We start from the raw sequence: 21,478 nt of genomic DNA, 5'->3' as shown, positions 1-21,478 counted from the left end.
AAAGCTGCCACTACCCGCCGCGCATGCCGTCCGGCGGCTGGTCCGCACGACGCTCGGGGTACGCGGGCGCCGCGGCCGCAGCATCCACCTCCTCCGCCTCCTCTTCCGCCTCGAGGACCCGGCTCGCCGCCAGCTGCTGCGCGGCGAGCTGGGCGTACAGCCCGCCGCGGGCGAGCAGCTGGGCGTGCGTGCCGGTCTCGACGATGCGTCCGGCGTCGACGACGTGGATGACGTCGGCGCCGATCACGGTCGACAGGCGATGCGCGATCGACAGCGTCGTCCGCCCGCGGGCCGCGGTCTCGAGCGCGGACTGCACGACGCGCTCCGACACGGTGTCGAGGGCGGAGGTGGCCTCGTCGAGCAGCAACACCGGCGGGTCCTTCAGCAGTACGCGGGCGATCGCGATGCGCTGCTTCTCGCCGCCCGACAGGCGGTAGCCACGCTCGCCGACCACGGTGTCGTAGCCCTGCGCGAAGCCGGCGATGATGTGGTGGATGTTCGCGGCCCGGCACGCCGCGAACAGCTCTTCGTCGCTCGCATCGGGCTTCGCGTAGCGCAGGTTCTCGCGGATCGTGGCGTGGAACAGATACGTCTCCTGCGACACGATGCCGACGTTGTCGATGATCGACTCGTACGCGAGCGTGCGCACGTCGCTGCCGGCGAACAGGACGGCCCCGCCGGATGCCTCGTACATGCGCGGCGTGAGATACAGGATCGTCGTCTTGCCGGCGCCGGAGGGCCCGACGAACGCCACGTGCTGTCCGGGCTCGGCCGTGAACGACACCCGGTCGAGGGTGGGCCGCGAATCGGATGCCGCGTCCGGGTAGCGGAACACGACGTCCCGGAACTCGACCCGGCCCACCGGTCCGCCGCCGGAGGAGACGTCGACCGCCCCCGGCGCATCGGCGATCGCAGGCACGAGGTCGAGGTACTCGAAGATGCGGGCGAACACCGCCGACGAGGTCTGCAGGTCGAGCGCGACGCGCATGAGACCCATGAGCGGCTGCAGCAGACGCGCCTGCACGGTGGTGAACGCGACGATCGTGCCGGCGGTGATCTCGCCGGCCCCGCCGGCGACGAGGTAGCCGGCGACCAGGTAGATGATCGCCGGCACGCTCGCCATCAGCACGCTCACGAGGGCGAAGAACCCTTGCCCGCTCATGGCCTGGCGCACCTGCAGCCGGATCTGGTTGCCGTTCTCCTCCGCGTAGCGCCCCGATTCGGTCCGCTGCCGGTTGAACGACTTCGACAGCAGGATCCCCGACACGCTGAGGGTCTCTTGGGTGATGGCCGTCAGCTCCGACAGCGACTCCTGGGTCTGGCTGGCGATCCGCGCCCGCACCTGCCCGACGCGACGCTGCACGACCGCGAGGATCGGCATCAGGATCACCGCGATGATCGTCAGGCGCCAGTCGATCAGGATCATCGCCACCAGCGACGCGATCACCGTGACGGCGTTGCCGAGGATGCTCGTGATCGTGTTGGTGAGCACGCTCGAGACCGCGCCGACGTCGTTCTGCAGGCGGGACTGGATCACGCCGGTCTTCGTCCGGGTGAAAAAGCCCAGCTCCATGGCCTGCAGGTGGTCGAACAGGCGCACGCGCAGGTCGCCGGTCACGCGGTTGCCGACGGTCGCGGTCAGCCAGGTCTGGGTGAGCCCGAGCCCCGCCGAGACCAGGAACAGCACGATCATGGCCGCGACGAGCCGGATCAGGAGGGCGATGTCGGGGCCGCCGCCACGGAGCGGGAACAGCGCGTCGTCGAACACGCGCTGGACGATCAGCGGCGGGATCACGGCGACCCCCGCGCCCACGACGACGAGCACGACCGTGGCCGCCAGCCGGGCGAGATAGGGCCGGAACAGCACCGCCACGCGCCCCCCGAGATGCGCCACGCGGGGCGCCTGCGCGTTCAGCCGCCGCTGCGCGTCGATGTCGACCCCGCGGAATCCGCCGCCGCGCCCGCCCATGCTCACGCGGTCAGCCTAGCCGGGGGCTCCCCCACGATCCGGGGCCGCGCGAGGGGCCATCACAGTCCCGCGATGAGGTTGATCACGGCGCCGAGGATGATCGCGGTGAACATGAAGCCCAGCAGCGACTGCGCCATGATCACCCGGCGCACCGTACTGCTCGTGACGTTCGTGTCGGCCACCTGATAAGTCAGCCCGACGCCGAACGCGACGTAGGCGAAGTCGGGGTAGGCGGGGTCCTCGTCCTGGTTGAACACGATCCCGCCGACGGGCTCGGTGTAGTAGACGTCCGCCAGGCGCAGCAGGTACGAGGTCTGAATGAGCAGCCAGGATGCCGCGACGCTGGCCAGCGCGATCCCGGCGAGCACGAACGCCTTCACGCCGTGCGACTGATGGGTCTGGGTCAGCACCACGATGACGGCCGCGATGCTGATGATGCTGCCGAACACCGAGATGACCCGGGTGGCGCGCCGGCCCGGGTCCTCGGCGGTGGCGTGCGCCCGGGTCTGCGCGGCATCCATCCGCCACACCGCCAGCAGGCTCCATACGGAGCCGGTGAGCGCCGTGATCGTCCATCCGCCGAGCAGGCCTGCGGCGGTCCCCAGCAGCGGCATCAGCACGACCGCCACGATCGCCCCGGCCGCCAGCGCGACGATGCCGCGCAGGATGACCCTCGAATGCCACACCATGCGCCCATCGTGGCATGCTCCGCGGGAATGCGATGTCGGACGCCGCCGTTATCCTTGGAGTTCGCTTTCGGGCGTACTCGTTCTCCCTTCGACGCCGACCCCGTCGACGGCCCACGCACGGTCTCACGTGCGCCGACGGCATCCCGCTCGTCCCTCATCTCCCTTCGACACGACCTCACCGTCCAGACCATCCAGGAGACCGCCATGGCCGCCACCGACACCCGTCAGACGGATTCCGTCCCCGTCGTGCGCGACGATTCCCGTGTGATCTGGCTGCTGCTGGCGGCCGCCTTCGTCGCGATCCTGAACGAGACCACGATGGGGGTCGCGATCCCGCACCTGATCGTCGATCTGCACATCACCGCGGTCGCCGCCCAGTGGCTGACCACGGCGTTCATGCTCACCATGGCCGTCGTCATCCCGATCACCGGATTCCTGCTGCAGCGGTTCACGACGCGCGGGATGTTCATCACCGCGATGTCGCTGTTCTCGCTGGGCACGCTGCTGGCCCTCGTCTCACCCGGGTTCGGGATGCTGGTGGTCGCCCGCGTCGTGCAGGCCTCGGGCACCGCGATCATGATGCCGCTGCTGATGACCACGCTCATGACGGTGGTCGCGCCGGCGGCCCGAGGGCGCATGATGGGTCGCGTGAGCGTCGTGATAGCGCTCGCCCCGGCGATCGGCCCGTCGCTGTCGGGCTTCCTGCTCGACAACTTCACGTGGCGCTGGAACTTCGGCGTGGTGCTGCCGATCGCCCTGATCGCCCTCGGAATCGGCGCGAAGTGGATCCACAACGTTGGCGAGCAGACGCGTGCGCCCATCGACCCGTTCTCGATCGTGCTGTCGGCCTTCGGCTTCGGCGGGCTGGTGTACGGGCTGAGCCAGATCGGCGCGGTCGGCAATGCGGGCGGCACCGCGCGCCTGTGGATGATCAGCGCCCTGGTCGTCGGCGTCGTCGCCCTCGCCGCATTCCTGTGGCGCCAGGTGCGCCTGCAGCGCGACGACGATGCGCTGCTCGACCTGCGCGTGTTCCGCTCAGCGAACTTCTCGCTGTCGATCGGGCAGATGGCCCTGCTCTCGTTCGCGTTCTTCGGGGCGATCACCGCGCTGCCGCTGTACCTGCAGGACGTGCACGGTCTGAAGGCCGTCGACTCGGGCCTGATCCTGCTGCCGGGATCGCTCGCGATGGGTCTGCTCGGCCCCGTGATCGGGCGGATCTACGACGCGCGCGGCACGCGGGTGCTGCTGATCCCCGGCTCGATCATCGCCGCCGGGGTCCTGTGGCTGTACACGACCCTGAACGCGACCACTCCGGTGTGGCTGATCGTCGCGGCGCAGACGGCGCTGTCGATCGGGCTCGCGCTGTCGTTCACACCGCTGTTCACGGCATCCCTCGCCTCGCTGACCCGCAAGTTCTACTCATACGGCAGCGCGGTGCTGGGCACCGTCCAGCAGGTCGCCGGGGCGGCCGGCGTCGCGGTGATGATCGCCGCGATGGCGGCGGTGTCGACGGCGCAGGGCGCCGAGCCCGGCCACGTCACGGCCGCGGGCACGCAGGCCGCATTCCTGATCGCGGCGATCGTCGCGCTGCCGATCATCGTGGGCTCGTTCTTCATCCGCAAGCCGGCGGACGAGCCCGACGAGGCGCCCGCGACCGACGTCACGGTCTGATCACGAGGGCGGGCAGCCGCTCACAGCTCACCGATCCCGGGCGATACCGTGAGCCATGCGCGTGCCCCGTCTCGCCGTTCCGGCTCTGGCCGTCTCGCTGCTGCTGACCGGATGCGCATCGACCGCCGCGCCGGGTGCGACCTCGAGCACGCCCCCGGTGGTGCCGGCGGCGTCCGCAGCCACGCCGACGTCGGCGCCCGAGATCGTGATCGCACTGGACGGCGCCACGTACGCCGACGGCGCTCGCACCGCCGTCGTGGCCTACGACGACCCCGACGCCGTCGTGGCGTTCTGGAAGACGCACACCGCGGTCGCCGATCCGAAGGTCACGAAGGACGACGAGTACGACTTCACGTCGTACGCGTTCGGTGCCGTGACGGTGTCGGTGATGGGCGGCCGGGCTTCGCTCACGATCCTGCAGCCGACGGCCAACGGCGTCCCGCTGCGCACCGACACGGGGGTCGCCGTCGGATCGACACGCGCGCAGGCGATGGCCGCGGGGGCGTTCACGGTGTGGAAGGCGCAGGACGACCTTCCCGAGCAGCTCGGCGTGGGAGCGCGAGACGTGCCCGGGACCGCATCGTTGGCGCGGCCCGGCGAGGTCGGGCGCGAGTACGCCCTGTTGGTCATGACCGGCGACACGGTGTCGCAGATCCAGATCGCGGGCAACGACTTCAGCGACCTCTGAGCAGTCCGCCGGCGTCGCCCGACGCGTCACTCGACCGAGCAGCAGCCCCCGCCGCAGCACGATGCGCCGTCCTCGACGACGGTGAGCAGGTCCGCCCCGTCGGGGACGGGCTGAAGCGTGGGAGTGGGGAGGTTCGAGGTCGCCATGCCTCCATGGTAGACGGGATGTCGCAGCCCGGCCGCGGGCCCGCAGACATCAGGCGTCCGGGGCCCCCAGCCAGCGCGGCACGGCGGCGCGGTAACGCCGGTAGCGCGCACCGAAGCGCTTGGCCAGCGCGCGCTCCTCGTACGGGATCTGCATCCGGTCGATGAGCCGGACGAACGCGACCGCAGGAAGGAGGGCGAACATCGAACGCCGGTACACGGCGTGCGCGACCAGCAGCCCGGCCAGGGCGAGATAGATGGGGTTGCGGGTGCGCGCGAAGGGTCCGCTGGTGACCAGACGCCGGGTGCGCTCGGGATGTTCGGGCGTGATCGCCGTGTCGTTGCGGCGCAGCGCGGCGACGGCAGAGCCGGCCAGGATCGCGCTGGCGCCGGCGATCAACCCTGCGAAGGCGGTGGAGCGCGCGGTCGGCGTGCAGCGGCGGGTGATCACGACCTGCGCGGCGCCCGCGGCGGCGAGGATCACGGGCGGGGGCATCGCCGGGGCGTTCTTCGTGCTCATGGGCCCACGCTACGCCCGCATCAGACGAACGCGAAGACCGGCGGGAACACGACGACGACGACGGCGAGATCGAGTACAGCAGCAGGGTCACGACCACCAGCAGCACGAGATCGAACACGATCAGCAGGGTCCGCCCGTCGTCGACCATGCTGCCCTGCACCGCGGCGACCACGATGAACGCGATCAGCAGCAGCGCGACCATCGGCGTGAAGATGCGGGTGAGCGAGGTATCAACGACGCGGCGGCACGGCAAGGACCGTGAAAAGACTCACTGCGATCGGTCCGTCGCACTCAGCCCAGGGGGACGGGCTTGACGCGCACCGGACCCATCCATGAGACGACCAGGGCGGCCGTCACCGAGCCGGCCGCCAGGATCGCGGCGAGCACGACGAGCTGGAAGCGTCCGGCCTCGATCGGCGAGATGCCGCCGAAGATCGCCCCGACGAACGCGCCGGGCAGCACGACGAGACCCGTGGTGCGGGTCTGATCGATCGTGGGGACCAGCGCCTCGCGCACCGCGCGCCGCGCGAGGTGGATCGTCGACGCACGCGGCGGGGCGCCCAGGGCGAGCCATCCCTCCACTTCGTCCCAGTGGTCGACGACGCCCGACGTGAACATGCGACCGGTGAGCGTGGCGATGCTCATCGCATTGCCGATGATGATCGCGCCGATCGCCAGCGCATAGCGCGAGGTGAACTCGAGGGCGCCGGTCGCGAACACGGTGCCGCCGGCGATGAGCACACCGGCGACGATCGAGGTCGACATCGTGAGCGCGGCCCGCCGCGACCACCCGATCCGGCCGGTGGCGACGGAGGCGGCGATGCACAGCATGACGACGAGGGCCACGCCGATCCACACGGGGCTCGTGATGATGCCCGACAGGATCACGCTGATCACGGCGAGCTGCACCGCGCCGCGGGCGATCGCCCGCAGAGGCGCCCACACGTGCGGCACGTGGAACACCGTGAGCACGATCGTGGTGATCGCTGCGAGGATCGCCACGCCCACGACCGACGGCAGCACGTCGGGCGGCACATCCACCCACGCGGTCACGATCACACTGAGACTCTATGCCGCGGGTCGCGCAGTAGCGTGGAGGGATGCTGGTCGTCGGATCGATCGTCTTGCGCGTGTCGGACCTCGCCCGTCAGATCGCGTTCTGGTCCCAGGCGCTCGACTATGCGGCGCGCGAGCCGATCGACGACGACTTCGCCCTGTTGCACCCGCGCACCGGAGTGGGGCCGAACGTGTCGTTGGATGCGCATGCCTCGGAGCGGACCGTACCTCCGCGCATCCACCTCGACCTGTATGCCGAGGATCAGGATGCCGAGGTACGACGGCTGACCGACCTCGGCGCCCGCGTGGTGCACTGGGACCGCAGGCCCGCAGACGCCGACTACATCATTCTGGAAGACCCCGAAGGCAACCGGTTCTGCGTGATCGACGCCGCCGGATGGCCGGGATGGAGTGCGCGCTGAGGTCTCACAGCTTCGCGAACCACGCCCGGAGCACGCAGAACACGCCGTACACGACGAAGCCGACGCCGACGGCCGTGGTCAGAACGTGCCCGAACGGGACGGCCAGCAGCGCCGACATCGCGGCATCCAATCCACCCACCGCGGTCGGATCGAAACGCACGGCCGCCACGACCACGACGACACCGACGATGACCAGCGCCACCCCCTTGGCGACATAGCCGACCGCCCCCAGCGCCACGACGAGCCGGCCGGGCTCGCCGGCCGGCAGCGCGAGCTTCTTGCGAAAGCCGCGGCGGATGCCGATGACGGCGAAGGCGATGCCGGCGGCGCCGATGCCGAGCCCGGTGGCGGCCAGCAGGAACACCCCGCCGGGCAGCGCCAGCAGGGTGCGGCTGATGTCTTGGCCCGACCGCTTGGGGTTCGGCCGCGATCCGAGAGCCACGGCCGCGGCGATGCCGCCGAGCACGAGGTAGACGAGCGCTCGAGACCACTGCGAGATGCGTCGCCGCCACCTGCGCTCGGGTTCTCCGCGCTCGAGGATGCCGTCGAGCACCTCACGGATCGCGAGACACCACAGGGTGATCGCGAGCACCCAGAGGACGATGAATCCTGCCGGTGCGCCGGCGATCGCCTTCAGCGCGCCGGATTCGCTGCTGTCGGCCGGCGCCCCGAACACGACCGCGATGACCAGGATGCCGAGCAGGATGTGGATCGTGCCCACGGCCGCGAATCCCGCTCGCGCGAGCCATTCGAGAGCCGGCGCGGAGTCGGCCCTGCGAGCGGCGCCCCTCGCCTCTTCCCCGAGTCCCATTCTCAGAACAGTAGAACCAGCGAGCCGTCAGGGCATCCCCCTTGCGCGATCAGGCCAGGACCTCCCCACCGATCTGACACGTCGGGCAGTACTGGGCTGTCGTCCCGCCGAATGCGAGATCCTGGACGATCCCGCCGCAGACCGGGCAGGCGTCTCCCCCGCGCCCGTGCACCCGCATCGCGTCGGTCTTCGCCTGCTTGAGCGCGTCGATCCGGATGCCGCGGCGAGCGCTCGTCGCTTCGGAGAGCTCGTCGCGCATCGCCTCGAAGAGGCGCTCGAGCTCGTCGCCTGTCAGGGTGTCGCCGTGCACGACCGGCGACAGCCGGGCCCGGTGCAGGATCTCGTCGGAGTACGCGTTGCCGATGCCGGCGAACGACTCCTGCTCCTGCAGGATCGCCTTCAGCTGCTTGCGGCGGCGGGCGACGGCACGATCGACGGCGTCTCGCGAGAATCCGGGGTCGAGGGGGTCCGGGCCGAGTTTCGCGATGCCCGGCACGTCCGTGGGCTCGTCCACGAGCCACAGCCCGAGCGACACCCACGATCCGGCGTCGGTGAACTCGATCGCACCGCCGTCGACGGCGAGCACGGCCAGCGCCGGCGGCGCGTCACCCGGCGGTGCGTCGTGCGGCGAGGCGGCATCCGCGTCGGTCCACCGGATCCAGCCGTGCCGGCCGAGCGAGACCACCAGATGCCCGTCGCCCAGCCGCAGGTCGACGAACTTGCCGAACCGGCCCACCCCTTCGATCGTCCGCCCGACGACCGACGTCAACGGACGTGCGCGCGTCTTGAGAGCGCGGAACTCGATGAGATCGGCGCCGTGGATGCGGCATCCGGTCAACCGCCCGTCGAGCCACTCGACGAGCGCCTGCACCTCCGGCGACTCGGGCATACCGCCATCCTGTCACCGACCGCGGACGCCGCGCTCACGTCGGGACTGTGACCTCGCCGTCCACGTAGAACCATCGTCCGTTCTCGCGCACGAAGCGCGAGCGTTCGTGCAGGATGCCGATGCCGCCGTCGTCGGTCAGATAGGTCGCCCGGAACTCGACGACGCCGGTGTCGTCGCCCGCTCCGCCCGCGACCGTGTCGACGATCTGCAGCCCTCGCCACCGGGGGTTCTCGGCGAGGTCGAGCTGTAAGGGCCGCGTGGAGGGATGCCACGTGCGCAGCAGCCAGGCGGCGTCCCCGCGGCGGAAGGCGTCGAACCGCGAACGCATCAGCTGCTGTGCGGTCACGGGTTCGTCCATGTCCCCACGATACGGCGTCGCGGGCGCGCGGCCCCGCGCTTTTCGCACGCCGTTCGCACGATGTCAAGAGGGAAGACCGAAGTCATCTCCAGGACATAGCGTCACACTGTCACTGCACCCCAGCGGAGGAGGCGATCGTGAGCGAACCGCACGATCCGGAACCCACTTCGGTCATGCTCGACGGTCGCTACCAGCTGCACGAGCGTGTGGGCGAAGGCGGGATGGCCGAGGTCTATCGTGCCGAGGATGTCGTGCTCGGACGCACCGTGGCCGTGAAGATGATGCGCACCGGCTCGGACGTGCTCACCTCGCCCGAGCGGGCGCGCAACGAGGCCAGCGCTTTGGCGACGCTCAACCACCCGTCGCTGGTCACCCTGCTGGACGCACGGCTGGTTCCCGGGCGCACCGGCTATCTCGTGATGGAGTTCATCGCCGGGACGACGCTCGCGCAGAGGCTTCTGACCGGGCCGCTCTCGGCCGACGAGTGCGCGCACCTGGCCGGGGATGTGGCTGCGGGCCTGGCCGCCGCGCATGCCGCCGGCATCGTGCACCGCGATGTGAAGCCCTCGAACGTGCTGCTGGCTCCGGCGTCGCAGCCGGGCCGGCCCTTCCAAGCCAAGCTCGCGGATTTCGGCGTCGCGTCCCTGCTCGACGGCGCACGATTGACCTCTCCCGGCACCGTGGTGGGAACGGCGGTGTATCTCTCCCCCGAGCAGCTGCACGGTGAGGCCGCCGCTCCGGCCGCCGACATCTACGCCCTCGGTCTGGTGCTGCTCGAAGCGCTCACCGGTCAGCGGGCGTTCCCGCAGGCCTCCGGCATCTCGGCCGTGCTGGCCCGACTGCTCGAGCCGCCGCGCGTGCCCGACGAGGTCGGGCCGCACTGGTCGGCGCTCCTGAAGCAGATGACGGATTCCGACCCCGCACGGCGTCCCACCGCGTCGGAGGTCGCACAGACGGTCGCGGACGTCGCCGGACGCACCGGAGAGCGGGCGGTGCAGCTTCCGGTGGCCCTGCCTCCTCCCGTTCCGGCGCGGCGCCATGCCACGGCACCGGTGCAGGAACCGGCCGCGGGTCTCGGTGCCGTGGGCACCGCCCCGGCGGCCGCGCACGCCCGCCGCCGGCCGCGCAGCCGATGGCTGACGTCCGCCATCGCCGCGGGCGCGACGGCTCTGATCACGGTCCCCGCGATGCTCTGGATGACCGCGGCCGATCCCGGGGTCTCCGCCGACAACTCCCAGCCTCCACGCGTGGTGGTCCTCCCTGCCCCCGCGCCGGCGGCGCCGACGACGCCCGCCGCCGATACCTCGACGCACGCGGTCTCCGACCGCTCTGGCACGAACACAGCTCCTCGGCAGCCGTCCGCCCAGCCGACGGCTGCCACCAGCAGCACGAGTCCCGGGTGGGTCAAGAACGCCACGAAGCGATCCGAGAACAACGGCCGGGCACAGCACACGCCCCGGGCATCGGCCGGTCCGCAAGGATGACGCCGGCAAGCAGCGCTGTCATCGTCGGCGCAGCCGATCGTTCACCTGACGCAGTTGCACATGCACGACCGGACTCCTGCGCAATCCGACCAGGCCGATGGCTCGGTGCGCGGTTCACGAATACCCGCGCTTGAGCAGCATGTCGGCGGCACGGTCGAAGTCGGCGGCATCCGGGATCTCGAAGTCCAGCGCGTTCGCATTCCGGGTGATGACGGCGAACACGGCGCCGACGGCCGCCGCGTCCGTCAGGTCCTGCACGGTCAGCCCTGCCGCCATGGCCGTCTCGGCGTCGCGCGCATCCAGTCGATCGGGATCGTTCGTCATCCTGTCGAGGAACGTCAACGCCGCCCGCAGACGATCGGAGATCGGCGCCGCGGTGTAATCCGACAGCACGGCGTCGACGAGCGCGCGGTCGATGCCTTTCACCGCGATCGCCCCGTGGGCGCCGACGCAGAACGGGCACGAGTTCCATGCCGCGACCTGCGCAGCCATCAGTTCGCGCTCCGACACCGACCACGTGCTGGGTCCTCGCATCGCGTGCTGCGTCCATGCGCCGAGCGCCGGCCCCACGAACGCCTTGTCGTAGAAGGCGACGCGGGCGGCATCCGGCAGCCGGTAACCGGCAAGCCGCGAGATCATCCGGATCATCGTGCGGTGCATGACGGTGTCGCCGCGCTCGACGTCAGGAAGACGCATCCGCGGCCTCTCGGATCGCGAGGGACGCGGCATCCCACCGACGAAGTCCCGCACCGACGCTCGCAGCGATCACGACCTCGAACGCGGCCCTGTCCGAACCGGCCGCCTGCCGGACAGCGGCGACCTGCTCGTCGGTCACGCGGTACGACGCATGGGCGATCGTGTGCGCGAGGTCACGGTAAGGCTCGGGCAGTTCGCTGGACTCGCTGGCTGCCGCGTCGACGAGTCCGGTGCGCAGTCGGGGGTCGATCACGCCCGAGTCGTGCACCCGTCGCCTCAGCGCATCCGCGAGGTGCGCGTGCGTCTGCTCGCCGCTCATCCTGCGAACCTACTCCAACCGCCGGGACGCCGGCCCGGACGACCCGTGCCCGACGACGCGACCCGCCCGTCCGCGGGTCAGACGAGTTCGGCACGGCGCAGAGCCCGAGTGGTGACCCGCGGGGCGAGGAACACCGCGGCCACGGCGAGGCCCGCGCCCGCCGCGGCGAACGTCTGCGGGACGCCCCAGACCGAGCCGAGGACTCCGCCGAGCAGGCCGCCGAGCGGGACGACGCCGAGCACCACCAGGCGGTATGCGGCCGTGACGCGCCCGAGCAGCGCATCGGGCACGGCGGCCTGGCGAAGCGTCGAGACGACGACCTGGTTGCACGCGGTCGCGATCGCAGCCAGGAACATGCCGGCGAGCACCACCACGATCCCGGCGCCGAGTCCCAGCAGCGCGTAGCTGGCCGCCGGCACGAGCGCGGCCATCCAGGTCACGGGGCCGCCGCCGATGAGCGGAATCACCCGCTCGGCGATCAGAGAACCCAGGATCGCCCCGGCCGCCGGAACCGCGATGAACACGCCGTACAACGCGTCGGGAACGCCGAGCGGCCCGGTGGCGAGCAGCACGAGGAGCGCGCCGGTCATGGTTCCGAAGAGATTGATCGCGGCCGAGATGAACGCCACACGACGCAGCAGCTCGTGGTCCCAGAAATGGCGCCAGCCGGCTCTGATGTCGGCGGCGACCGAGCTCGCGGCGGTGGGGGCGGATGCCTCGTCCCCGGCCGTCGGCAGCAGCCGGGGAAGCAGCAGCGCGGCCAGGCCCGCGACCGCGAACAGGCCGGCGCTGCTGAAGAAGGCGAGAGTGCCCGCGATCGCCATGAGTGACGAGCCGAGCGGCGGACCGATGAACGTGTTCACGACCGACTGGGTCGCGAAGAGCCTGCCGTTCGCGCGTTCGAGCCGATGCCGCGGCACGAGGCGGGGCGGGACGGTGAGGGCGGCGTTGTCGACGAGCGTCTCTGCGGCCCCGGCGACGAAGACCGCGGCGTAGAGGAGCCAGACGCTCTGCCACCCGAGCGCGATCGACGCGGCGAGCAAGGCGAACCCGGCCGTGCGCAGCAGATTGCCGCCGACCAGGATGTGGCGGCGATCGGCACGGTCCGCGAGCGCGCCGGCGGGCAGGGTGAACAGCAGCCAGGGAAGGAACTGGACGACGGTCATGCCGGCGACGGCCAGCGGATCCCGGGTGAACGATGCCATCAGCAGTGGTGCCCCCGCGGCGAGGATGCCGTCGGCCGTGTTCGATGTCGCCTGCGACGCCCACAGCACGGCGAACCCCGACGGCCGTCTCATCATCTAACTCCTCTGTTCGGGCATGCCCATTACGCACTCACGCTAACATGTCAGCAGGCGGAAGGGAGTTAGATCATGCGGCTGCCGGAGCTCTCACCGGTCAGGATCGGCGGAGACGTCGCCGTCGACTTCTTCAACACGGTCGGCTGGCGCCTCGACCCGACCCGATGCAACGAGGGGCTGCCCGACTACGCGCACGTTCTCGCCTGGATGGCGCAGTCCGGTCTGATTCCGGCGAGCGAAGCGGAAGCGCTGGCGCGGACGGCGCGAGCGCAGCACGGGCGCGCCTCCGTCGAACACGAGCGCATCCTCGCCCTGCGGGACGACACCTACGACGCGCTCGTCGACGGCCGGAGCCCCGAGCGCCTCCCGCGCGATCTCGTCTCAGCGCACGCCGAGAGCCGGCTCGTGCGCGACACGGAGGGGCGCTGGCACTGGTCGCCCGTGACCGTCGACCTGTCGGCGCCGCGGCATCTTCTCGCGCTCGAGTTCGCCCGGCTGCTGACATCTGATGCCATCGCCCGGTTCCACCGGTGCGAGGACCGATTCTGCGGATGGGTCTTCCTCGACACGTCGCGACAGCACAACCGGCGCTGGTGCAGCTCGGCCGATTGCGGCAACCGCAATCGCGTGCGCGCCCACTACGAGCGCGCGAAGTCCACGTGACGGCGCGGTCTCAATCCCAGTCGAGGTAGTCCTCGATGGCCCAGGCGGTGGCGCCGGCGTGAGTGCCCGGGAAGAGGTGCCCCCCGCCCTCGACGCTGACGACGCTCACCCGGTCGGGCGCCGAGGCCTGCAGAGCCTGGCCGTTCGCCGGCGGCGTGACCCGGTCGTGCGTGGCCTGGATCACGAGCACCGGAACGTGGGCCGCCGGGGTCGCCCACTCCACTTCGGGCGTGGCCGCGAGCGCGGCGTCCTGCAGCGGGCCGGCCTCGGTGTCGCGCGCGAAGTCGAGGACCTGTGAGATCTCGGCATCCATCTCGCGTGCCACGTCGTCGGTTACCGCAGCCGCCGTCTCGACACCGAGCAGCAGCACGCCGTTCACTCGATCGGTGTGGTCGAGAGCGACCGTGCGCGCGACCGATCCGCCGAACGCATGCCCGCCCACCCACGCGTGCTCGAGGCCGACGTGATCCATCACGTCGACGACGTCCTGAGCGACATCGTGCATCGTCAGGCCGTCCGCATCCGGCGACGGCCGGCGCGAGCCGATGAGCACGAGGCGGTGATCGGCCTCGACGAGCATGCTGGCCAGCGTGCCGAGATAGTCGGTGTTCAGCCCGCGGCCCGGCAGCAGCACGACGCCGGGGCCGGTCCCCTCGTCCACATACGGGATGGCACGGCCGTCGGGCTCGAAGATGCGGGTCTGGCTCATCGTCGTGAGTCCTCTCGTCGCGGTCGCGTTCGGCGAACAGTCCCATCCATTGAACCCGAAGGCGGGCGACTTCAGAAACCGAGGGGCCCCGGCATCCCACCCCTCCTAGGATGACGCCATGACCGTGAGGATGGACAACGTCGGCATCGTCGTCGAGGACCTCGCCGCGGCGATCGCGTTCTTCGAAGAGCTCGGGCTCGAGCTCGAAGGGCAGGCGGCGGTGGAGGGCGAATGGGCCGGGCGTGTCACGGGCCTGCGCGATCAGCGCGTCGAGATCGCGATGATGCGCACTCCCGACGGGCACAGCCGCATCGAGCTCTCGCGGTTCATCGAGCCGGCCGTGGTCGCCGATCACCGGACCGCCCCGGTGAACGCCCTCGGCTACCTGCGCGTCATGTTCGCGGTGGACGACCTCGACGGCACCCTCGCTCGTCTGCGCGATCATGGAGTCGCGCTCGTCGGCGACGATGTGGTCCGATACGAAGACGCGTATCGCCTGTGCTACATACGCGGGCCCGAAGGCATCCTCATCGGTCTCGCCGAAGAGCTGGCCTGAAGGCCGGAGGCACGGATGCCCGATCGGAGGGGATGAGCTCGTGTCAATCCCCTGGATGCAGCCGGACTCGCCTGGATAACCTGCGACCGATCCCGCAGCCGAAGGCCGATCACCGCCTGCTCCGGGGCCCGTTCGGCGCAAGGCCGACGAGTGACGAGAGTGGGGCGCGGCGTGAGCAAGCAGGACACACCGGATTCCTCGGGCGCGACCGGCACGAAGACCGAGAGCGGCGGGGAACCTGAGGGCAAGCACCGGGGACCGATCGCGACCTTCTTCCGGGCGCTCGGTCCGGGACTGGTCACGGGTGCCGCCGACGACGACCCCTCCGGCATCGCGACGTACGCACAGGCCGGAGCAACCTACAGCGCCGGTGCGCTGTGGACGGTGCCGGTCAGCCTCCCGCTGATGATGGCGACGCAGGAGATCTGCGACCGGATGGCCTTGGCGACCGGCGACAGCTTCGGCAAGCTCATCCGCCGTCGGTTCTCGCACGGCGCCCGAACGGTGATCGGGATTCTGATCGCCGCGTTGATCGTCGCCAACACCCTGAACCTCGCCGCCGACCTGATGGCGATCGGCCAAGGCGTACAGCTGCTGCACGCGGGACCCGCCCCGCTCTGGTCGGCGATCGCCGGTGTCGGCATCGGAGTGGCGGTCGTCGCAGGGTCGTTCGAGTGGATCGGGCGGATCTTCAAATGGCTGTGCCTCGCGCTGCTCGTGTACGTCGGAGTGCTGTTCGTCAGTCACGTCCAATGGGGCGAGGTGCTTCAGGGGCTGGTGGGCATGCGGGTGAAGTGGAGCACCGCGTATTGGAGCCTCATCGTCGCTGTGCTGGGCACGACCATCAGTCCGTACATGTTCTTCTGGCAGACCGCCCAACGCGTCGAAGAGCTGCGCTCCGAAGACCTGAACGGAGAAGACGCCCCGGACCTGGATGACCGCTCCCCGCGCCAGGCCCGACGTCGCTTGAAGACCGGCCGGCTGGACGTGTTCACGGGGATGACGTTCTCCGTGCTCATCATGTTCGCGATCATGGTGGCCAGCGCCGCGACGCTCGGTGCTCATCACAAACGGATCGGCAGCGCCGCCGAGGCCGCTCAGGCATTGCAGCCGATTGCGGGCACCTCCGCAAGTCTGCTGTTCGCCGTCGGATTCATCGGCTCGGGCATCCTCGCGGTACCCGTGCTCGCCGCCGCCGGCGCCGCGGGCATGTCGGGTCTGCTCGACAAGCCGTGGGGACTGGAGGATTCGCCCCGGCGGGCACCGCTCTTCTACATCCTGCTGGCCGTCGGCCTGATCGCCGGGATCCTGCTGTCCGTCGTCGTCCACAACCCGATCCAGATCCTGGTGCTGTCGGCGACCGTCAACGGGATCGCTGCCGGTCCCTTCCTGATCATCATGATGATCATCTCCGCCGACCGGAGGCTGATGGGGAAGTACCGCAACGGTCACCTCGCGCGGACGCTCGGCTGGATCGTGACGGGTGTGATGTGCGCGGCCGGCGTCTACGGCACGTGGTACACGATCACGGGTGGGTGACCGGGCACGGCCGTCAGGATGCGCGTGTCGTCTCGCTTCGCCCGCTCAACGACCGGAGGCGGTCACACGTTGAAGCGGAACTCCACCACGTCGCCGTCCTGCATGACGTAGTCCTTGCCCTCCAGGCGCGCCTTGCCGTGCGCACGGGCCTCGACGACCGAGCCGAGCTCGACGAGATCCTCGAACGAGATGACCTCGGCCTTGATGAAGCCCTTCTCGAAGTCGGTGTGGATGACCCCCGCCGCCTGCGGCGCCTTCCAGCCCTTGCCGATCGTCCAGGCACGGGCCTCCTTGGGCCCCGCGGTCAGGTACGTCTGCAGGCCCAGCGTGTCGAAGCCGATGCGGGCCAGCTGATCCAGGCCCGACTCCTCCTGCCCGGTCGACGCGAGCAGCTCGGCCGCATCCTCCGGGTCGAGGTCGATGAGCTCCGACTCGATCTTCGCGTCCAGGAAGACGGCGTGGGCGGGGGCGACCAGACCTTCGAGCTCGGCTTTGCGCGCGGCATCCGTCAACACCGCCTCGTCGACGTTGAACACGAAGATGAAGGGCTTCGCGGTCAGCAGCCCCAACTCCCGGATCGGGCCGAGGTCGACGCCCGACGCCGACAGCAGCACGCCGCGCTCAAGCGCATCCTTCGCGGCCAGCGCCGCCTCGAGCACGGCCCTGTCGGTCTTCTTGCCCTTGACTTCCTTGTCGTAGCGCGGGATCGCCTTCTCGAGCGTCTGCAAGTCGGCGAGCATGAGCTCGGCGCCGATCGTCTCGAGGTCGGCCTGCGGGTTGACCTCGCCCTCGACGTGCACGACGTCGGAATCGGCGAAGCCGCGCACGACCTGCGCGATCGCGTCGGCCTCGCGGATGTTCGCCAGGAACTGGTTGCCCAGCCCCTCCCCCTCGGATGCGCCGCGCACGATACCGGCGATGTCGACGAACGACACGGACGCCGGCACCAGCCGCTCGCTGTGGAACACCTCGGCGAGGCGGCCGAGCCGCTCATCGGGCAGGTTCACGACCCCGATGTTCGGCTCGATCGTCGCGAACGGATAGTTCGCCGCGAGCACCTGGTTCTTGGTCAGGGCATTGAAGAGGGTGGACTTGCCGACGTTGGGCAGTCCGACGATTCCGATGGTGAGAGCCACGGGCGACCAGTCTACCGGGGGTGGATGCCGCAGCCCGGCCCGCGGCTTCCACCGGACCCCTCGAGATCGGCGCAGAGTGCGTACATCAATTCGAGTGTCGGAGGCTCATGGCAGGCTTTGAGTATGGCAATCTTCACCGACATCGCGGCGCACGTCGAAGCGCTGCGGCGCGTGGTGGGGATGGATGCCGAGCCCGATCGGATGCCGTCGGTAGTGGCAGGTCTGGGCGATGAGCAGATCGTCGAGTTGATCACCGAGTCGTCGGCGGCGATCCGCGCGTTGGAGTCCCTGCAGGTGGCGGCGACCGGGGTCGTCGCGGCCCGCTCGACGCGCGAAGCGGGGCATTCGGGCCTGTCGCAGAAGCGCGGGCATCGCTCACCCGTGTCGCTGGTGCAGCAGATCACGGGTGCGACCCGCGCGGATGCGACGAAGCAGGTGCGCACCGGTGAGACGCTGCTGGCCGGCGCCGTCTGCACACACGACGACGGTGAGGATGCCCCACCCGACGACGGTGACGGCGTGCCCGCCACGAAGCCATGGCACGCTCCGCTGGGTGCGGCACTGCTGGATGGCCGGATCACGACAGCGCAGCACGATGCGATCTTGCGCAACCTCGGCGAACCACCAATGGTCGATGCGGGCTCGATCTGCACGGACGCCGAATCCTGCGACCCGACGGCGTTGGACGAGCTGGTTGCGGCGGCGCGGGAAGAAGCTCGGGCGGCATGGGAGACGGCGGCGGCGCAACTGGTGGGTGAGGCGGCGTGCCGGACGGTCGAGGATCTGGCCGCCCAGGCCCGGGCGATCCGAGACCTGCTCGACCCCGCCGGCGCGCAGCAACGGTTCGAGCAACGGTACGAGAACCGGTCGTTCCGCAGCTGGGTGGATCGGGACGGTGTGCGACACGGATCGTTCGTCTTCGACGACGAAGGCGGGCTGTGGGCGCAGACCATCATGGACTCGGCGCTGGCGCCGCGTCGAGGGGTTCGGTTCGTCGACGACGACGAGCGGGCACGCGCCGACGAACTGGCCGCCGATCCGCGCACGACCGAGCAGCTCGCGTACGACCTGATGATCGACCTGCTGCGGGCCGGTGCGCTGGCCGAGTCCGACACCGTGTTCGGAACGCGGCAGGCCGGGATCCGGATCCTCATCACCGAGGACGCTGCGGATGCCGAGAAGCGGGATGTGCCTTCGCTCGCCTCCGCTCAGGACGACAGCACGCCTCTTCCAGCGTGGTTGGCGGCCCAGCACGCATGCGACACCGGGGCGACCGAGTGTCTGCTCGATGCGAACGGCAATCCGCTCGACCTGGGCCGCGAGGCGCGACTGTTCACCCCGAAGCAGAAGCTCGCGCTCGCGATCCGCGACGGCGGATGTCGGTGGCCGGGCTGCGACCGCCCTGCGCACTACTGCGAAGCCCACCACATCGACGGATGGGCGACCGGCGGCAGAACCGATATCGACAGAGGCATTCTGCTGTGCCGGTTCCACCATATGAACCTGCACCACGGCCGCTGGTGGATCACCCGCGATGGAAAGGGCGACTTCGTCCTCCATCCGCCCGACGGCGCCGAACCCATCGTCCTCACCACCAGACTCGCCCGCAGATACCTCTGGCGAACACCACCACCGGAACCCCGATTCCGGTCTGCGAGCCGAGCTGCCGCGTGACACCCGCAGCGATGAAAGCCGGCGTTCGGCCGAGTCTGCCAGGCCGGAGGTCGCTCTACGGCCGACGAGCGCGGAACGCGTGCGTGACGTACGGCAGGTCGACGACGGCATCGCCGACCGCGCCGATCCGATCGAAGACGGCCTCGAGCTCGCGCTCGACGCGCTCCTTCTCGGCGGGCTCGGCGGTGATGATGTAGCTGCGCGAACGCACCATGTCCCACAGCTGCACGCGGGTCATCGGGCGCACCCAGTCCCACGTGCGCGTCTCGGGCTCGCCGAAGGGCGCCGCGACCTCGGGGCCGCCCGAGGCCATCATGATCTCGGCGTTGCTGCCGTGCATGATCCCGGTCATCTCGGCGACCCACTCGACGCTCTCGTCGCGGATGTTCCAGATCAGCCCCAGCATGCCGCCGGGCCGCAGCACACGCGCGACCTCGGCCGACGCCGGTGCCGGGTCGACCCAGTGCCAGGCCTGGCCGAACACGACCGCGTCGAGCGCGCCGTCCGGCAGCGGCAGCCGCTCCGCCGATCCCACGAACGTCGGCACGCCCGGAACGACCTGACGCAGGCTCTCGAGCATGACGGCATCAGGCTCGACCGCGATCACCTCGGCGCCGCGGGCGACCAGTGCGCGCGTGAGCTTGCCTGTGCCGGCCCCGACGTCGGCCACGCGCACCCGGGCCTCTCCCCCGGCGACGGGCTGCAGCATCCACTCCACCGCCTCGGCGGGGTACTCGGGCCGTCCCGCCTCGTACTCTGCAGCGGCAGAACCGAACGACTGCGACATCTCTTCGCGTGAGGCCATGCCTCGAGCATATGTCGAGCGCTCCACGGCGCGCCTGGCCGCTCCGGCCGCGCCCGCGGGTGAGAGTTGAGGCGTGCCACTGGATTTCACCGCGATCGACTTCGAGACGGCGAATTCCAGCAGTGCCTCGGCATGCGCGGTCGGACTCGCCCGCGTCCGCGACGGCCAGGTCGTGGCGACGGCCGGGTGGCTGATCCGCCCCCCGGCGGGCCATGATCGCTTCTTCGACCTGAACGTCCAGATCCACGGCATCCACCCCGAAGACGTGCGCGACGCACCCACATGGTCCGAGCAGCTGGACGATCTCGGCGCCTTCGCCGGCGCCGACGTGCTGGCCGCACACAATGCGGGGTTCGACATGTCGGTGCTGCGCCGCGCCTGCGAGGCGACGGGCGAGTCGTGCCCGCCGTACCGCTACTTCTGCAGCCTGCAGCTGGCGCGCAAGGCGTACGACCTGCCCTCGTACCGACTGCCGTCGGCCGCGGCCGCCGCGGGGTTCACCGGCTTCGCGCATCACGACGCCGCCGCCGACGCCCTGGCCTGCGCGCACATCGTGATCGACGCCGCCCACCGCTGCCGGGCCGACGACGTCGACGCGCTCGCCCGCACGCACGCGCTGCGCGTCAGGACGATCGATCCCGCCGTGCCGGCCACAGAGCCGGTGTTCGCCGTCGCCTGACGGCCGCGGGACGCTCCCGGACCGCGCGCAGTCAGTGCCGACCGCGAGCGGCTCAATGCACGAGCAGCAGCAGCCCCGCGACCGCGATGAACAGTGACCCGAACACGATGTTCATAACCTTCTGCCCTCGCGGTCTGCGCACGACCCGCCGGAACGGCTTTGCCGCCGCGGCGAAGAAGGACCACATCACGAGCACGTCGACCACGACCACGGTCGTGATCAGGATCAGATACTGCTCGAGCGGTGGGCGGTCGAGGCGGATGAACTGCGGCACGAACGCGAGGAAGAACACGATCGCCTTCGGGTTGAGCATGTTCACCCAGAAGCCGCGCCGGATCATCGACCAGGCGCTCTCGCGCGTGCGCGCGCCGGCGTCGACGTCCTCGGTGACCGCCGGACGCAGCACGATCATGCGGATGCCGAGGAACACGAGGTAGGCGGCGCCGAGGTAGCGGATCGTCTCGAACAGGATGTGCGAGCGGGACACCAGCAGTCCGACGCCGGCGGCGACGATCACGACGTGCACGATCAGGGCAAGCTGCTGACCCAGCACGCCCCAGATCGAGCGCCGCCATCCCTCGTTGAGCGCGTTCGACATCGTGTTGATGGCGCCGGCGCCGGGGGTGAGGCTGATGACGACGCAGGCGGCGAGCAGCGAGAACCAGACCGTGAGCGTCACTCGCACATCTTACGGACCGCGC

The 21,478-nt window shown here is 70.3% G+C and carries 23 protein-coding genes; 9 read left to right on the top strand and 14 right to left on the bottom strand.

Annotation, left to right across the window (positions count from 1 at the left end):
* Positions 1-10: 10 nt before the first annotated feature.
* The gene (locus AC3RX0_RS03730) at positions 11-1,969 is read right to left on the bottom strand and encodes an ABC transporter ATP-binding protein (protein ID WP_491505373.1); all 1,959 of its coding nucleotides are present in this window, start codon (positions 1,967-1,969) and stop codon (positions 11-13) included.
* Between the two features lie 59 nt (positions 1,970-2,028).
* Entirely contained in the window at positions 2,029-2,658 is a 630-nt protein-coding gene (locus AC3RX0_RS03725) for a DUF1345 domain-containing protein (RefSeq protein WP_491504590.1), read from the bottom strand.
* Between the two features lie 204 nt (positions 2,659-2,862).
* Between AC3RX0_RS03725 and AC3RX0_RS03720 the strand changes: the two genes are divergently transcribed.
* Positions 2,863-4,329 carry an MDR family MFS transporter gene (locus tag AC3RX0_RS03720; protein WP_491504589.1) on the top strand — a complete coding sequence of 489 codons (1,467 nt, stop codon included), beginning with the start codon at positions 2,863-2,865 and terminating at the stop codon, positions 4,327-4,329.
* Positions 4,330-4,384: 55 nt separating this feature from the next.
* Positions 4,385-5,017 (top strand): hypothetical protein, encoded by a 633-nt coding sequence (locus AC3RX0_RS03715; RefSeq protein WP_491504588.1) that lies wholly within the window; start codon positions 4,385-4,387, stop codon positions 5,015-5,017.
* Positions 5,018-5,212: 195 nt separating this feature from the next.
* Here the strand turns inward: AC3RX0_RS03715 and AC3RX0_RS03710 are convergent, their stop codons facing one another.
* The gene (locus AC3RX0_RS03710) at positions 5,213-5,680 is read right to left on the bottom strand and encodes a methyltransferase family protein (RefSeq protein ID WP_491504587.1); all 468 of its coding nucleotides are present in this window, start codon (positions 5,678-5,680) and stop codon (positions 5,213-5,215) included.
* A 291-nt stretch (positions 5,681-5,971) separates the two neighbouring features.
* Positions 5,972-6,721, bottom strand: a complete 750-nt coding sequence (locus tag AC3RX0_RS03705; RefSeq protein WP_491505372.1) for an ABC transporter permease — start codon at positions 6,719-6,721, stop codon at positions 5,972-5,974.
* A gap of 59 nt (positions 6,722-6,780) precedes the next feature.
* Between AC3RX0_RS03705 and AC3RX0_RS03700 the strand changes: the two genes are divergently transcribed.
* The gene (locus tag AC3RX0_RS03700) at positions 6,781-7,158 is read left to right on the top strand and encodes a VOC family protein (RefSeq protein ID WP_491504586.1); all 378 of its coding nucleotides are present in this window, start codon (positions 6,781-6,783) and stop codon (positions 7,156-7,158) included.
* Between the two features lie 4 nt (positions 7,159-7,162).
* Here the strand turns inward: AC3RX0_RS03700 and AC3RX0_RS03695 are convergent, their stop codons facing one another.
* The 3 genes from AC3RX0_RS03695 to AC3RX0_RS03685 are packed head-to-tail and all read right to left on the bottom strand — an operon-like array spanning position 7,163 to position 9,216.
* Positions 7,163-7,969, bottom strand: a complete 807-nt coding sequence (locus tag AC3RX0_RS03695) for a DUF1206 domain-containing protein (protein WP_491504585.1) — start codon at positions 7,967-7,969, stop codon at positions 7,163-7,165.
* A 49-nt stretch (positions 7,970-8,018) separates the two neighbouring features.
* Entirely contained in the window at positions 8,019-8,858 is an 840-nt protein-coding gene (locus AC3RX0_RS03690; RefSeq protein WP_491504584.1) for a DNA-formamidopyrimidine glycosylase family protein, read from the bottom strand.
* 34 nt (positions 8,859-8,892) lie between these two features.
* A complete protein-coding gene (locus AC3RX0_RS03685) occupies positions 8,893-9,216 on the bottom strand; it encodes a YchJ family protein (RefSeq protein WP_491504583.1) in 324 nt (107 codons plus the stop codon).
* 137 nt (positions 9,217-9,353) lie between these two features.
* On the opposite strand from AC3RX0_RS03685, the gene AC3RX0_RS03680 reads away from it, so the two are divergent.
* The gene (locus AC3RX0_RS03680; protein WP_491504582.1) at positions 9,354-10,700 is read left to right on the top strand and encodes a serine/threonine-protein kinase; all 1,347 of its coding nucleotides are present in this window, start codon (positions 9,354-9,356) and stop codon (positions 10,698-10,700) included.
* Positions 10,701-10,814: 114 nt separating this feature from the next.
* On the opposite strand, the gene AC3RX0_RS03675 is transcribed toward AC3RX0_RS03680, so the two are convergent.
* From AC3RX0_RS03675 to AC3RX0_RS03665, 3 genes are all read right to left on the bottom strand, one after another.
* Positions 10,815-11,396, bottom strand: coding sequence for a carboxymuconolactone decarboxylase family protein (locus tag AC3RX0_RS03675; RefSeq protein ID WP_491504581.1), 582 nt, complete (start codon positions 11,394-11,396; stop codon positions 10,815-10,817).
* The gene (locus AC3RX0_RS03670; protein WP_491504580.1) at positions 11,383-11,715 is read right to left on the bottom strand and encodes a hypothetical protein; all 333 of its coding nucleotides are present in this window, start codon (positions 11,713-11,715) and stop codon (positions 11,383-11,385) included. The genes AC3RX0_RS03675 and AC3RX0_RS03670 overlap by 14 nt, the downstream gene beginning before the upstream one ends.
* A 77-nt stretch (positions 11,716-11,792) precedes the next feature.
* Entirely contained in the window at positions 11,793-13,016 is a 1,224-nt protein-coding gene (locus AC3RX0_RS03665) for an MFS transporter (protein ID WP_491504579.1), read from the bottom strand.
* Between the two features lie 72 nt (positions 13,017-13,088).
* Between AC3RX0_RS03665 and AC3RX0_RS03660 the strand changes: the two genes are divergently transcribed.
* Complete coding sequence (locus AC3RX0_RS03660; RefSeq protein ID WP_491504578.1) at positions 13,089-13,679, top strand: CGNR zinc finger domain-containing protein; 591 nt, start codon at positions 13,089-13,091, stop codon at positions 13,677-13,679.
* Positions 13,680-13,689: 10 nt separating this feature from the next.
* Here AC3RX0_RS03660 and AC3RX0_RS03655 read toward each other — a convergent pair whose 3' ends face one another.
* On the bottom strand, positions 13,690-14,388 hold the full coding sequence (locus AC3RX0_RS03655; protein ID WP_491504577.1) for an alpha/beta fold hydrolase: 699 nt from the start codon (positions 14,386-14,388) through the stop codon (positions 13,690-13,692).
* Positions 14,389-14,506: 118 nt separating this feature from the next.
* Between AC3RX0_RS03655 and AC3RX0_RS03650 the strand changes: the two genes are divergently transcribed.
* Together AC3RX0_RS03650 and AC3RX0_RS03645 are read left to right on the top strand one after the other, a co-directional pair.
* Entirely contained in the window at positions 14,507-14,944 is a 438-nt protein-coding gene (locus AC3RX0_RS03650) for a VOC family protein (RefSeq protein WP_491504576.1), read from the top strand.
* Between the two features lie 171 nt (positions 14,945-15,115).
* Positions 15,116-16,483, top strand: a complete 1,368-nt coding sequence (locus AC3RX0_RS03645; protein ID WP_491504575.1) for an NRAMP family divalent metal transporter — start codon at positions 15,116-15,118, stop codon at positions 16,481-16,483.
* Between the two features lie 62 nt (positions 16,484-16,545).
* On the opposite strand, the gene ychF is transcribed toward AC3RX0_RS03645, so the two are convergent.
* Positions 16,546-17,619 (bottom strand): redox-regulated ATPase YchF, encoded by a 1,074-nt coding sequence (gene ychF, locus AC3RX0_RS03640; protein ID WP_491504574.1) that lies wholly within the window; start codon positions 17,617-17,619, stop codon positions 16,546-16,548.
* A gap of 123 nt (positions 17,620-17,742) precedes the next feature.
* Here ychF and AC3RX0_RS03635 point away from each other — a divergent pair, with 123 nt between their 5' ends.
* On the top strand, positions 17,743-19,293 hold the full coding sequence (locus AC3RX0_RS03635) for an HNH endonuclease signature motif containing protein (RefSeq protein WP_491504573.1): 1,551 nt from the start codon (positions 17,743-17,745) through the stop codon (positions 19,291-19,293).
* A gap of 55 nt (positions 19,294-19,348) precedes the next feature.
* On the opposite strand, the gene AC3RX0_RS03630 is transcribed toward AC3RX0_RS03635, so the two are convergent.
* Complete coding sequence (locus AC3RX0_RS03630; protein ID WP_491504572.1) at positions 19,349-20,098, bottom strand: class I SAM-dependent methyltransferase; 750 nt, start codon at positions 20,096-20,098, stop codon at positions 19,349-19,351.
* 73 nt (positions 20,099-20,171) lie between these two features.
* Between AC3RX0_RS03630 and AC3RX0_RS03625 the strand changes: the two genes are divergently transcribed.
* The gene (locus tag AC3RX0_RS03625; RefSeq protein ID WP_491504571.1) at positions 20,172-20,777 is read left to right on the top strand and encodes an exonuclease domain-containing protein; all 606 of its coding nucleotides are present in this window, start codon (positions 20,172-20,174) and stop codon (positions 20,775-20,777) included.
* Positions 20,778-20,829: 52 nt separating this feature from the next.
* Here the strand turns inward: AC3RX0_RS03625 and AC3RX0_RS03620 are convergent, their stop codons facing one another.
* Positions 20,830-21,456: a LysE family transporter gene (locus AC3RX0_RS03620; RefSeq protein ID WP_491504570.1), complete on the bottom strand. Its 627-nt coding sequence runs from the start codon at positions 21,454-21,456 to the stop codon at positions 20,830-20,832.
* Between the last annotated feature and the right edge of the window lie 22 nt (positions 21,457-21,478).

This window comes from Microbacterium sp. W1-4-2 (assembly GCF_058349885.2).
The sequence above is the reverse complement of the archived record's forward strand: the minus strand, read 5'-3'. Positions and strand labels throughout refer to the sequence as shown.